Source organism: Bacillus sp. JK62 (genome assembly GCF_053663455.1).
This window is the reverse complement of sequence record NZ_JBSJQA010000005.1, coordinates 118,224-131,304: the sequence shown is the minus strand read 5'-3', so window position 1 is coordinate 131,304 and position 13,081 is coordinate 118,224. Positions and strand designations below refer to the sequence as shown.

The window sequence follows — 13,081 nt, the reverse complement described above, 5'->3', positions numbered from 1 at the left end:
TTATTCCCCCAATGAAACGATTTTTCGATTTGTCATTTCAAGCGCTGTTTGAATTCCTTTTTGAAGGGTATTCTTCGTAATAACCTGCGACAAATCAATTCCCAGATTAACGATCGTCTGCGCGATTTCCGGACGGATTCCGACGAGCAGACATTTCGCGCCGACAAGCCGCACCGCTTCTGATGCCTGAATAATATGGTGCGCCACCATCGTATCAACGACCGGCACGCCCGTAATATCAATTAATACAACCTGTGAACGGTGCTTTACGACGCCGTTTAACAGATTTTCCATAATATGCTTTGCACGCTCCGTATCAATCGTCCCGACAAGCGGCATGACCGTTACATGCTCAAATACCGGGATCAGCGGAGCCGACAATTCCTGAAGCGCGATTTTTTGCAAAGTAACCGTTTTTTCCCAGGAGATAGAATACTGATTTAAAATTTCCGTGTTGATCGGATTGAAAAAGCTGTCTATTTCCAAAATCAAATCTGCTCTGTCCTGATCGGCCATATTAAGGTCGACCATCGTTTCGTAAAGCAGTTTCCAAAACTCTGACAGGGTGGCTGAAAGAAGTTTCAGCGACAGGCCGAGCTGAACGGCGCGCAGTGCGAGTTCACTGATCTGCTCTTCCGTAGCCTCGTCATTTTTTGTCGATAATAAAAGAATGTCTATATAGTCTTTACAAATGTTTTCACATATGTGATTCGTAAGCTGATAGTCTTCCTGATTGCCTACTTCTTTTAGTTTGGCTGTCCAAGTATCAAGCAGTTCATCATGCTGATCAATAATGAACTGATACACTTTCTGATTCGACATGGGTTTCACTGACCTCCCGACACAAAACAACAAATTTTGTTTGATTATCTCTTTATTATAGCGCTTATGTTTTTCGAAAACAAAAAAAGTTGCTCTATATGAGCAACCAAAATATGACTAAAAATCAATGAGTGCCAAACTGATTTGCAGGGCTTCATCAACCTTATCCATCATTTCATCATCCAGATGAGTTATTTTATCCGTTAATCTTTGCTTGTCAATCGTCCGAATTTGCTCCAGCAAAATAACGGAATCTCTTTCAAAACCGTAGCGTTTTGCATCAATTTCGACGTGGGTTGGTAATTTCGCTTTCTGTATTTGGGCTGTTATGGCTGCAACAATAGCAGTCGGGCTAAAGCGATTTCCGATATCATTCTGGATCACTAAAACCGGGCGTACGCCGCCTTGCTCTGAGCCAACAACAGGAGATAAATCAGCAAAATAAACATCGCCGCGCTTTACAATCAAAATGATTATCCTCCGCTGACTAAGCGCTCAACGGTCGTTTCTGCTTCGCACTCAGCATAGTGAGCCTCAGAAGAGATATTCAAGTTGATTTTCGCCATTTCCATATACCCGCGTCTCATCAAATCACGGTTATGGCGAGTCGTCCGTTCGCTGACATACGCTCTCACTGCTTGTGATATCAGTTCGTTTCTGCTTCGTTTCTCCCGCATCGCTACACCATCCAATTCAGCTACTAAGTTTTCGGGCAAGCTGATTTTCATTTCGGTTCTTGCGCTGGATTCAGACAAAAAACATACACCTCCACCAAACTTACGGATACGACCAATTCATCCATCCAGACATAATGATACCATTATTCAAACGTCAAGCAAAGCTGTTTTATAAATTCTCTTTTTCCGGATGACGGCTACTTGTTTGTATTATCTTGCAGTAAAGGATTTCTTACTTCCATTATACTCTCATTTTCCAAAAACATACGGGGAACGCGGGAACTAATGGTACAAGGGACCTCGTAATTAATCGTCTCAAGCCGCCCTGCGATTTCATCCATCGTGATCGTTTCTTCCTTCTGGCTGCCGATCAGGGTGACTTTGGTGCCCGGCGGATAAGAGTGATCTAATTCGACCATCAATTGATCCATGCAGATTCTTCCCGCGATGTTCAGCCGTTTGCCGCCGATCAGCACAGACGTGCCGCTCAGCTTGCGGAGCCACCCGTCTGCATAGCCGATGGGAACCGTTCCGATCCATTGATCCTTCTCTGCCGTATATGTTGCGCCGTAGCTGACGCTTTCCCCTTTGCGGATCTTTTTCACATGGGATAACACAGAGTGCAGCGCAAAAGCCGGCTTTAATTGAAACGGAATTTCGCTTTGGATGTCAGCAGAAGGACGAAGCCCGTACATACTGATGCCGAAACGAACCGCGTTAAAGAAGCCTTTTTTAAGGCGAAGTCCGGCGGCGCTGTTCGCGCAGTGCACCATCAATTCTTTTAAAGGGAGCGGAGCGATCAATGTTTTAAAGCGGTCAAACTGGAAGAGAAAATAATCTCTGTTTTTCTCATCCGCGGTAGCAAAGTGGGTGAAAACGCCTTTACAGACTAAACCGGGATTTTGGCTGAGGATTTTTAACACGCTTTGGATTTCTTCCTCCGTTTTGACTCCGAGTCTGTTCATGCCGGTGTCGACTTTCAGATGAAACGGCAATGTCGCACTTCCGAGGTGGCGCGCAGCTTCCTGAAGCCATTCAACAGAATACCCCGTGAGTGTTACGTCATACTCGGCAGCTGCTTGTACATATTCGGGCGGCACGGCGCCAAGCACGAGAATCGGCGCTGTAATGCCCCGTTTTCTCAATGAAATCGCTTCATCCAGTATGGCTACGGCAAGACAAGAGGCACCCGCTTCAAGCGCGGCTTTCCCAACTTCCAAATCTCCGTGGCCGTAAGCGTTCGCCTTTACAACCGCCATGAGATGGACGTTTTGCCCGATGTGTTTTTTCATATGCGTGACATTTTCTTTAATCGCGGACAGGTTGATTTCCGCCCACGTTTCTCTGTAAAAGGATGCTGTGTTCATTCGATACACTTCCTAGCATTATTTTCAATTCATATTGTTATTATCATACTAAAATTATTCTGCAAAGTGAAATGGAATCAAAAAAGAGACCGACAGCGGCGGCCTCTTTTTTGACATTATTTTGACGACTGTCCCTGCATGCTTTTGGCGGCGGCCACCATTTCATCTTTTGTCAGATCCTGTGATGACAGAAGATAATCGACTCCGTCATATGTCCACGTTAAAGACGTATCAGATAATGCGGCCACCGTGAAGCCGAGATTAACCGGTTCGCCTTTCAGCGTGACGGCAGAGGCGGCTTTTGCGATATGGGCTTTTTCTTGAATAAGGGTGAAGGATTTTTCTCCGCCGTAAGTCATGACGATTCGTTTGCCGTCCGCCGTTGAAATATCTTTCTCTTCAAGCTTTTTGACGCCGGCCGGCACTTGAAGCGGTGTTTTGACCGCAAATGAATCAGACGGCTTGGCGCTTGTGGCGACGTCCATCTGGGAAAGCGTCATATTTTTCTTCTCGTCAAAAGAGTCTTTATCAAACGGCTTGTTGAATTCAAAGCTTTTGAATTCGACTTTTACCATCACTTTCCGGTCTGTATCCATCACTTTGACGAGCGACGGGCTCATGTCCTTTTTGTTGAAAGTGATTTCCTGAGTCGGCAGCATTTTGTTGTGCTGATAGTTTGTTTTTGTTTCAAACGTGTACTTTTTATCTTTGGCGGAATAGACGGCGTCTTTGTCATGCTGCACGTCCTTTACAAGTGACTCAAACAAATATACTTGGCTGCTGTTATTCGGCCAATCGCTTTGGAACCTGAAGCTCTTATTTAAAGACGGCGTAAGGACAAAGACTCCGTTGGCGTTCCGTAAAATGACTTGGTTTTGGTCTTTTTTCGGATTTTCCAGATAGACCCGGTACAGGGAAGGTTTTTTATGCCAGATTTCCACATTGTATACTTGCGGATCACTCCCCGTCTGAATGGTCATTTTGGCTTTCGCTTTGTACGAGGTGTATTCTTTCGCCTTCTTATCTAAACCGTTCACGATATCTTCCTGTGATTTTTGGCCGCAGGCCGAAAGAATAAGGACGGCAAGCAGTCCCGTTAAAAGCAAAACAAAGCTTTTTCTCACCTTTTTTCAACCCCTTCTTCTCAATTGATGTAAAGGGAAGAAATCGCTTGTTTGACTTTAACGGTACGCCCTGAACGGACGGACGCGTACCATAAAAGCCTCAAACAACTTGTCTCCCTTAATGCACTATCAAATATATGAAGGGGTTTCGGCTAATATGCAGACTAGCGTGACAACCTTTCAATCACGACCTGTGCCGCGGCGTATTCTTTTGTATGGGTAATGGAGACGTGAACCGCCGCGCCGTCCAGCTTGGCGCAGGTCAGCACCGGCTTGCCCGCCGTGTCGTTTCCGGTTTCAATATCCTGAAAGCTGAGCTCTTTGCCGATACCCGTTCCGTATGCTTTCGAAAAGGCTTCTTTTGCCGCAAATCTTCCCGCGAGAAATTCAATTTTCCTTTTGTCCGACAGCAATGTAAAACGGGCGTATTCAGCCTCCGTCAATATTCTTTGCGGAAACCTCGCCTGCCGGCTGAGCATGTTTTCAATTCTGTGCAGTTCAACGTTGTCGATTCCGATTCCGAAAATCATGTGAATTCCTCCTAAAAGTCCGTACTAAAAAACGGTTTATGTCATAAACGTGTTACTATATATGTAACAAATCAGATGCAAAGGGGCTTGCGATGTTTATACGTACGGAAAATTTCCAGACTTTTATCAGACGTTATCCGGCCGTCAGCTGTATCTTGGCGCTGCAGGCGTTCTTGTGGCTGTTTTTCAGTATGCCGCTTCATTCCGTCATGATGTGGTCAGATGCAGTGACCGGCTATAATTACGGCGTTTCCTCGGGAGAATGGTGGCGGCTGGTGACACCGATGTTTTTACATGCGAATTTCACTCACCTTTTGTTTAACTCCATGTCTCTCTTTTTATTCGCGCCCCCGCTGGAGCAGATGCTCGGAAAAGTCCGTTTTTTGATTGTGTACATCGCATCGGGCATTATCGGCAATATCGGCACGTATCTTGCCGAACCGCTTGATTATGTGCATGTCGGCGCATCCGGCGCGATCTTCGGACTTTTCGGCGTGTATGTGTTTCTGACTGTTTTCCGCAAGGAGCTGATCGGCCGGGATCAGTCGAAAATGATTATGACCCTGCTTATCATCGCGGTACTGTCGACGTTTATCAATTCTAATATTAACATTATGGCGCATTTGTTCGGACTGGCAGGCGGATTTTTGCTTTCCTTTTTATGCGTGCAGCAAAAAAAGCGGCGGTATTAACCGTCCGCTTTTTCATATGAATACCAGCGCCCGATGCGTTCGGCATCTTCCTCGCTGACATCCTTCAGCATGACATGCTCCATGTGGTGAGCTGATTTCACTGCGGTAGCCACAGATGCGAGCCGCCTTCTTTTTTGCAGAAAGGAGCGGCTGACTTCAAACATCTGCATTCTTCTTCTCAGCATAATCGTGGTCGTCTTCCCGAGCAGCCGTGTGGTGAGCTGCAGCCGGCCGCCGTTTAAGCACCATGACGCGCTCTTAAATGAGGCGTAGCCCAGCACCAGTTCGACGGGAAGCACAAGGAGCGATGCATATCCCCACGGTTTAAACAGAATACAAAGCGGAATGATCACGAAAACCGAGAAGATAACGGAGCGGAATAAATACCGGCGCAGCGCCCTTTTCGGCAAATGATTCCGATTTTCTTCCAGTACGTAATCCGGTGTGAAACCGTTCAGCATCACACCGAGCTTTGATTTGCGGATGATCGGAAACAGAATCGTCTGAGCTCCTTCTTTCTCATTCCCCGCACTCCCGGCGCTGACAATCGCAACCGTCGCGTATCCGAATAACTGCCTGATCACATTTTCTTTAATTTTAATGGCTTGGATTTTACGGAGCGGGATGGTCACTTGATGTTTTTCAATAATTCCTCTCGTAATGACCAATTCGTGTTCCTTTTTTTCTATCTTAAAGTTGGCATGCTTGATCATCATACCGGCGATGCTTAACAGCCAGGCGATGAACAATCCTATGAAAATGATCACGGCGTATATGCCGATGCTCGCATGCTTGAGAAAGGAAAACCGGTCATAGAGCCAGTCCATCGGAAGTACTTCATCAATCTGAGAAAAGAGGGCGAATACCGCCGAGATGATGACACCGATTCCCCCGGATGTTGAGGCGGCCATAAGCAGCTCACCTACAGACAGGCGGTAAACGGATTGCACATCTTCCCCGCGCATCGGCTCCTGCTCCGCTGCGGTCTCCCCTCGTTCTTCTTGCTCCGCTTTTTGCTGAAAAACAGCCGCTCTGATCCGTTCCGCCTCTTCCACCGTAATGGCGGATAAGACGGCTTCGGCGTCTTTCCCGTCGCCGGCCGTTTCGATTTGAAGCTTAACAAGCTTAAACAGCTGCTGAATGATGCCGGCACTCGTATTCATTGATTGAATCCGGTCAATGGAGATGTATCTCTTTTTCGTAAAAAACAAGCCTTCTTCAATTCTGAATTCTCCGTCCTCAATCCGGTATGTAAATTTTCTCCACTCGATCACACTTGCCGTAATCAGCCAGATAAGCAGGACGGCGAGCGCAATGCCTCCGTAAAAGCGGATGAAGTGGTTGGAATTAACAATATAGACGAGAAAAAATGGCAGAATAATGTTTTTAATGGTTTCGATAATAATATGGAATAAGTTCAAAATCACGGCCGCCGGGTGCAGACGTTTCGGCTCAGACATCATCTTCCGTCACCCTTGCCAGACGGGAAATGGAATCCCTCAGCCGGTCAGCTTCCTCCATATCAAGCGCCGGAATGGAATGAACGGTTGCCGCCGTGGAGATTTTGACTGAGGCCAGACGGTACCTTCTGAGGAGCGGGCCTTGTGAAGTATCTACGTGCTGCACCCTCACCATCGGCACAATGACCCGTTTAACTATAAAAATGCCGGATTGAATATCAATTTCATTTTCATGGACCTCATAGCGCCAGATCCTGTGCCTGATTTTCGGTATGGCATAGACGGATATCACTGAACCGATGACCCAAATGATGCCGAGGACTCCGGTGATCCAATACGGCCAATGGAAGAAATGGCTTAAAACAGCTGCTGCTATAACGGCCAGAAGACAGAAGGCGGACAGGATGATTTCCTGAAGACGCCAGACTTTTAAGCCGCTTGGACTGATTCGATTTTTTGGCTGTGCTCTCAACATACCTACCTCCCATTTTTTATCATACATACAAATACGGCTGATTTGCAAAAAAGATTCACTTTCCGGCATATCAAAAAAAAGCGAACCCCGTAAAAGGGTCCGCTTCCTGTGTTTTAGTATGATTTTTTCTGGCGTCTGTCACCTGAAGAACGGCGGTCGCTTGAGCGTTTTTTATCGTAGGAAGAACGGTTGTTGTTTTTCCCTTTGCCGCCGCGGTAGCCGCCGCCTTGGCCGTCTCTGCGCTTAGAAGTACGCTGGTTTTTATAGCGTTTGCTGACCATCGGCGCTTCATCAGTGAGGCGTACAGGCGTGCTGTCCGGCTCTTTTGTCGCCATTTTAATGGCTGCAGCTACAACTGTCACTGCATCATGATCTTCTAACAATTCCGCAGCTGCCGTCATGTAGAAGTTCAGGTTGTTTTCGCTGATCGCCGTACGCAGACGGTCAACCGTCACCTGCTGCTGACCTTCTAATGCTTCGTCAAGCGTCGGCTCTTTCATGCGGTCCATTTTGCGTTTTGTCGTTTGTTCGATCGCGCGAAGCATGTTTTTCTCACGCGGTGTGATAAACGTCATCGCCATACCCGTTTTTCCTGCGCGTCCCGTTCTTCCGATACGGTGAACGTAACTTTCAGGATCTTGAGGCACGTCAAAGTTGTAAACGTGGGTAACACCTGAGATATCAAGTCCGCGGGCAGCAACGTCAGTCGCTACAAGCACTTCGATCGCACCTTCTTTAAACTTGCGGAGCGCTACCATACGCTTCGCCTGCGTTAAGTCGCCGTGAATTCCTTCAGCCGCATATCCGCGAAGGTTCAGCGCTTCCGTCAATTCGTCAACACGGCGTTTTGTACGGCCGAATACGATCGCAAGTTCCGGAGACTGAATGTCAAGAAGACGAGTCAGCGTATCGAATTTTTTGCGCTCCTGCACTTCCAAGTAGAACTGCTGAATGTTGGACACAGTCATTTCTTTCGCTTTTACTTTTACGTGTTCCGGCTCAGTCATGAAACGCTCTGCGATCCGTTTGATCGGCGCAGGCATTGTTGCTGAGAATAAGAGCGTTTGGTGGTCGCTCGGCACGTTTGAGAGAATGGATTCAATATCATCAATGAATCCCATGTTCAGCATTTCATCAGCCTCGTCCATGACAACCGTGTTCACGTTGTTTAAACGGATCGTGCGGCGGTTGATATGGTCAAGAAGACGCCCCGGCGTACCTACGATGATATGCGGGTTTTTCTTCAATGCGCGGATCTGACGTCCGATATCCTGACCGCCGTAAATAGGCAGCACTTTCGCACGCTTATCTTGTCCGATTTTATATAACTCTTCAGATACTTGAATGGCTAATTCACGGGTTGGCGCGATTACGATTGCTTGAATATTAGGAGACTCGGGGTTCATTTTTTCAACAAGGGGTATACCGAACGCAGCTGTTTTACCTGTACCTGTTTGCGCTTGTCCGATGACATCTTTATTTAAAAGTCCGAGCGGAATCGTTTGTGCCTGAATCGGTGTTGCTTCTTCAAATCCCATACGATTGATTGATTTCATGAGATCAGAACTTAATTGGAAATCTTGAAACGTTATAGTCAAATTATTCAAACTCCTTCTGATTGCTGTTTCAGTAATGTCGTGATTTACCACTAAAAACTGCCCTTTCATCCAAAGGACAGGATCATACGTATACAAAGCCCGAATTACTTTACGTTTAATCTTACCATTACACTATGTGTTTTTCAATAAGGCGAGATGGTCAGGCGGCCGGAAGCGGCCTGACCGGATTCTTCCCGCGAACGAGGCCGGACCCCGCGCCGGACGGGATTTCCCAGCCGGCGGCCTTTCTTTTTCATACGGACAGAATTATTTCACCCTGAATTAGTTTCTTCATTTTTGTATATTTTTATGATGCTGATCGGTATTTTTTCAGTTCTTCTCTAATAAATCTTTAACGATTTCTTCGAGCTTCATACCTCTTGATGCTTTAAACAGAAGGAGATCGCCGGAAGCGGTCTTTTCCTGTATGGCGCAAAGCAGTTCTTTTTTGTCAAGATAATGGCTGACGCGCCCTTCTTCAAAATGCCGGCGCGCTCCGTCAGCGATGAATGCGCCGAGTGTGCCGTAAGTAAATACATGGTCGATTTCCGCCGGATTGATCGCAGCTCCGCATTCTTCGTGGAATGCTTTTTCTTCATCACCGAGTTCAAGCATATCACCGAGCACGAGCATTTTCTTCCGATAGCCTTTCATCGTTTCGATTAATTCGACCGCCGCTTTCATTGACGTCGGGCTCGCATTATACGCATCGTTTACGATCGAGATGCCGTTTTCCGTTTTGACCAGTTCCAATCTCATCCCCGTCACCTTCAGGCGGCTCAGTCCCAGAGCGGCATTTTCCGGCGTAATGCCGAAATAGATGCCGGCGGCGTATGCAGCCATGGCATTCATCACATTATGTCTGCCGAGAACGGGAATAAAGAAAGAACGTTCGATCCCGTCGATATTGAAGTACGTGCCTTCTTCCGCCTGTTTTATTTCTTTCAGACGGAGATCATTGTCAGCGCCTGCGCCGTATGTCGTTGTCCGGCAAGTGTACGCCTTTTCGCGGAGCAGCGGCTCATCCCCGAAATAAAACAGAACACCGTCTTCCCGAAGTCCGTTTATAATTTCAAGTTTCGCCTCCGCAATTCCTTCTCTTGAGCCTAAATCCTGCATGTGGGATTCGCCGATATTGGTAATGACGGCAGCTTCCGGTTCAGCAAGACGGCTCAGAAAATCAATTTCGCCTCTCGCGCTCATTCCCATTTCTAAAACGGCGATTTCTGTATCTTCAGGCATGGCAAGCACGGTCAGCGGCAGGCCGATATGGTTGTTGAAATTGCCGGCGGTTTTGTGAACGCGGTACTGAGTGCCGAGAACGGCGTGAAGCATGTCTTTCGTTGTCGTTTTTCCGTTGCTCCCGGTCACCCCGATGACCCGTGTGCCGAGTTCTTTCAAATAAGCTTTCGCCAATGTCTGCAGCGCCTCCAGCGTGTCATCGACAAGGATGACAGCACGCTCTTCCGGCGGATTCGGTTCAGAGCGGTCCCACAACACCGCGGAAACGCCTTTTTCGAATGCTTGCGGCACAAAAGTGTGGCCGTTAAAATGCTCGCCTTTTAAAGGAATGAACAGCTGATTTTTTTCCAAAGTCCGCGTATCGGTTGCGGCGCCCTCAATCATTGTTTGTTCAAATACAGGATTTGTCAGTGTGCCTTTGACCATGTCGGCGATTCGTTTTACAGTTCGCTTTATCAAAGGTGGCACCTCGCTTTCTGAAAATGTTGTCTGTTACGGGAAAAGACACTGCCCCTTCAGGCAGTGTCCGTCTTCATTAAAATGTATGTTTAATCAGCTGTTTTTCGGCATGGCGTTCTTTTGCCAGCTCAACCAGCTGTTCGATCAGATCACTGTAATCTACGCCTGCTTCTTTCCAAAGCAGCGGGAACATGCTGAATGGCGTAAAGCCCGGCATTGTGTTCACTTCGTTAATGAGCACTTGACCGTCATTGGTCAGGAAGAAATCGGCGCGGACAAGGCCTGATCCGTCAATCGCTTTGAAGGCTTTAATCGCCATCTCGCTGATTTCCGCATATTGTTCATCCGTCACTTGCGCGGGAATCATTAAATCCGTGTCGCCGTCTTCATATTTCGCTTTGTAATCGTAAAAGTCGGTTTTCGGCGCGATTTCACCGACGGCGGAGCATTTCGGTTCGTCATTTCCGAGCACGCCGATTTCGATTTCTCTGCCGGCGATTCCTTCTTCCACCACAATTTTCCGGTCATACTCAAAAGCCAGTTCGAAGGCTTTTTCAAGCTCTTCACGGTTTCGGCATTTGCTGATTCCGACGCTTGACCCGAGGTTCGCCGGTTTGACGAAGCACGGATATCCCAGCTCCTCTTCAACCTGCTGTAAGCAGCTGTCCGGCGTCTGTTTCCAGTCCTTTTTTAAAAAAGCGGCGTACTTCGCCTGCGGAAGCCCCGCTTGAGCAAACAAATGCTTCATGATGACTTTATCCATGCCGGCTGATGATGCAAGCACGCCGTTGCCGACATAAGGAACGTTCAGCAATTCCAGCAGACCCTGAATCGTGCCGTCTTCACCGTTCGGTCCGTGGAGAAGCGGAAATACGACATCGATCGGCGCCTTTTCGTCAGGCGACGCTTCTGGAAACATTTCCCGGTTCAATGCTGATAGAGCGAAACTTTCACCGTTTTGTTCCAGCTGAAGCATTTTCACGTTGGAAACCGGCTCAGTCAGCAGCGGGCCTCTTTGCCATTCTCCTTTTTCAGTGATGTAAATCGGATGTATATCAAACTTCTCAGTATTAAGCGCTTTTGTTACAGCTAATGCTGTCTGCAGCGATACATTGTGTTCGGCTGACTTTCCGCCGTACACCAATCCTAGACTTGTTTTCAATGGATATTCCCCCCACAACAATTCATCTTTACTATCTTATCACTTTCCTCAGAAAATGATCTAATTATTTTTGGGCATTCTGAATATGAAAGCATTTGTATGTAATTCCTTTTTATTTTATATTAAAATGGCATGGAAAAGGAGATGTGTCATATGAAAAAAATCAGTACAACAGAACAATTTAATGAACTTATTCAATCCGACAAGGAAATCATCGTGAAATTTTTCGCTGACTGGTGCCCTGACTGCACGCGCATGAATATGTTCATCGGCGATATTTTGGAAGAATATAATCAAAATGATTGGTATGAGCTGAACAGAGACGAGCTCCCTGAGCTTGCCGACAAATATCAGGTAATGGGCATACCGAGCCTTCTGATCTTTAAAAACGGCGAAAAGAAAGCGCATCTTCACAGCGCAAACGCGAAAACGCCCGAAGAAGTCACAGAGTTTTTATCACAGCATATTTAATTCGTTTCACGATCTTTGTTTATGACTTCAGGCTCTACATGAACATGGACATGAGTCACATCATGTTCATGTTTTATTGCATATTCGACTTCATCGGCTACTTCATGGCCTTCTTTCACAGACAGTCCCGGATCTACCGTAATGACCATTTCCACATGAACCGTGCTCCCCAAATACCTTGCTTTCACATCCTTCAGCCTGCTGACCTCTTTTATTTCTTTCACTGTGTGTTTATACGGCTCCAAATCTTTCAGATCAAACCCGTCCGTTAATGAGTGGGAAGCATCTTTGAAGATGTCCCATGCCGTCTTACAGATGATAATTCCGATCAGAAAGGCAATGACCGGATCAATCCACGGCAGATGAAGCCGGGCCGTTAAGACGCCTATAAACGCCCCAATACTGACATAGGCGTCAGAACGGCTGTCTTTCGCCGCCGCATGAAGCGCAGAACTTTTAACCCGATCCGCCAGACGGCTGTTATATACATACATGCCGTACATGACAATCGCGCTTCCGAGCGCCGTCCATGCCGCAATGAAGCTCGGCTCGGCCTCCGTTCCGCTGACAATCGCCTTTGCTCCTCCGATCAGCACTTCAATACCGACCGCCATCATAATAAAAGACGCAATTAATGAAGAAATTGTTTCAGCCCGATAATGTCCGTAGGCATGATCACTGTCCGCGGGGCGCTGGGAAATCCGGAGCCCGATCAGCACAGCCAGTGATGCGACAATATCCGTGGCATTATTTAACCCGTCCGCTCTGAGCGCTTCGGAATGATAAATAAGACCGATCACCAGTTTGACGGCGGCAAGGATGAGGTACGCGGCGATATTAAGAATCGCGCCTTTTTCGCCCCGTTTTAAGTTTGCCGTTTGATCATTCATGCAAGGACTCCTCCATTCTCATTCATAGTATGGATGGAAAAGCGGAAAAATAGCAGCTTTGATCTGACCAAATGCAATATTCGACAGCATTATTCCCCGGGAAACTTTTGTC

General features: G+C 47.1%; 14 protein-coding genes. 2 read left to right on the top strand and 12 right to left on the bottom strand.

From position 1 onward, the window contains the following. The 6 genes from ACWJJ4_RS13095 to acpS all read right to left on the bottom strand — a co-directional run bounded on the left by ACWJJ4_RS13095 (nt 1) and on the right by acpS (nt 4,520). Nucleotides 1–822, bottom strand: a complete 822-nt coding sequence (locus tag ACWJJ4_RS13095; protein ID WP_003156182.1) for an STAS domain-containing protein — start codon at nt 820–822, stop codon at nt 1–3. 117 nt (nt 823–939) lie between these two features. Next, nucleotides 940–1,290: a type II toxin-antitoxin system endoribonuclease NdoA gene (ndoA, locus tag ACWJJ4_RS13090; protein ID WP_003156187.1), complete on the bottom strand. Its 351-nt coding sequence runs from the start codon at nt 1,288–1,290 to the stop codon at nt 940–942. A 5-nt stretch (nt 1,291–1,295) separates the two neighbouring features. Further along, on the bottom strand, nt 1,296–1,577 hold the full coding sequence (endB, locus tag ACWJJ4_RS13085) for a type II toxin-antitoxin system antitoxin EndoAI (protein WP_003156188.1): 282 nt from the start codon (nt 1,575–1,577) through the stop codon (nt 1,296–1,298). A gap of 119 nt (nt 1,578–1,696) precedes the next feature. Further along, nucleotides 1,697–2,866, bottom strand: coding sequence for an alanine racemase (gene alr / locus ACWJJ4_RS13080; protein ID WP_454021686.1), 1,170 nt, complete (start codon nt 2,864–2,866; stop codon nt 1,697–1,699). 116 nt (nt 2,867–2,982) lie between these two features. Next, nucleotides 2,983–3,990 (bottom strand): LolA family protein, encoded by a 1,008-nt coding sequence (locus tag ACWJJ4_RS13075; RefSeq protein ID WP_003156191.1) that lies wholly within the window; start codon nt 3,988–3,990, stop codon nt 2,983–2,985. A 164-nt stretch (nt 3,991–4,154) separates the two neighbouring features. Next, the gene (acpS, locus tag ACWJJ4_RS13070) at nt 4,155–4,520 is read right to left on the bottom strand and encodes a holo-ACP synthase (RefSeq protein ID WP_454021685.1); all 366 of its coding nucleotides are present in this window, start codon (nt 4,518–4,520) and stop codon (nt 4,155–4,157) included. Nucleotides 4,521–4,612: 92 nt separating this feature from the next. On the opposite strand from acpS, the gene ACWJJ4_RS13065 reads away from it, so the two are divergent. Further along, complete coding sequence (locus ACWJJ4_RS13065) at nt 4,613–5,212, top strand: rhomboid family intramembrane serine protease (RefSeq protein ID WP_003156193.1); 600 nt, start codon at nt 4,613–4,615, stop codon at nt 5,210–5,212. On the opposite strand, the gene ACWJJ4_RS13060 is transcribed toward ACWJJ4_RS13065, so the two are convergent. From ACWJJ4_RS13060 to ACWJJ4_RS13040, 5 genes are all read right to left on the bottom strand, one after another. Then, the gene (locus tag ACWJJ4_RS13060) at nt 5,209–6,675 is read right to left on the bottom strand and encodes a PH domain-containing protein (RefSeq protein WP_146283806.1); all 1,467 of its coding nucleotides are present in this window, start codon (nt 6,673–6,675) and stop codon (nt 5,209–5,211) included. The two genes, ACWJJ4_RS13065 and ACWJJ4_RS13060, sit on opposite strands and share 4 nt — an antisense overlap. Beyond that, nucleotides 6,665–7,144: a PH domain-containing protein gene (locus ACWJJ4_RS13055; RefSeq protein WP_003156195.1), complete on the bottom strand. Its 480-nt coding sequence runs from the start codon at nt 7,142–7,144 to the stop codon at nt 6,665–6,667. The genes ACWJJ4_RS13060 and ACWJJ4_RS13055 overlap by 11 nt, the downstream gene beginning before the upstream one ends. Before the next feature lie 116 nt (nt 7,145–7,260). Next, nucleotides 7,261–8,745: a degradosome RNA helicase CshA gene (cshA, locus tag ACWJJ4_RS13050; protein WP_003156196.1), complete on the bottom strand. Its 1,485-nt coding sequence runs from the start codon at nt 8,743–8,745 to the stop codon at nt 7,261–7,263. Between the two features lie 330 nt (nt 8,746–9,075). Next, complete coding sequence (locus ACWJJ4_RS13045; RefSeq protein WP_454021684.1) at nt 9,076–10,446, bottom strand: UDP-N-acetylmuramoyl-tripeptide--D-alanyl-D-alanine ligase; 1,371 nt, start codon at nt 10,444–10,446, stop codon at nt 9,076–9,078. 76 nt (nt 10,447–10,522) lie between these two features. Continuing rightward, nucleotides 10,523–11,608 carry a D-alanine--D-alanine ligase gene (locus ACWJJ4_RS13040; protein WP_003156199.1) on the bottom strand — a complete coding sequence of 362 codons (1,086 nt, stop codon included), beginning with the start codon at nt 11,606–11,608 and terminating at the stop codon, nt 10,523–10,525. 153 nt (nt 11,609–11,761) lie between these two features. Here ACWJJ4_RS13040 and ACWJJ4_RS13035 point away from each other — a divergent pair, with 153 nt between their 5' ends. After that, nucleotides 11,762–12,079, top strand: coding sequence for a thioredoxin family protein (locus ACWJJ4_RS13035; RefSeq protein ID WP_003156200.1), 318 nt, complete (start codon nt 11,762–11,764; stop codon nt 12,077–12,079). On the opposite strand, the gene ACWJJ4_RS13030 is transcribed toward ACWJJ4_RS13035, so the two are convergent. Continuing rightward, a complete protein-coding gene (locus ACWJJ4_RS13030) occupies nt 12,076–12,969 on the bottom strand; it encodes a cation diffusion facilitator family transporter (RefSeq protein WP_007410221.1) in 894 nt (297 codons plus the stop codon). The two genes, ACWJJ4_RS13035 and ACWJJ4_RS13030, sit on opposite strands and share 4 nt — an antisense overlap. Between the last annotated feature and the right edge of the window lie 112 nt (nt 12,970–13,081).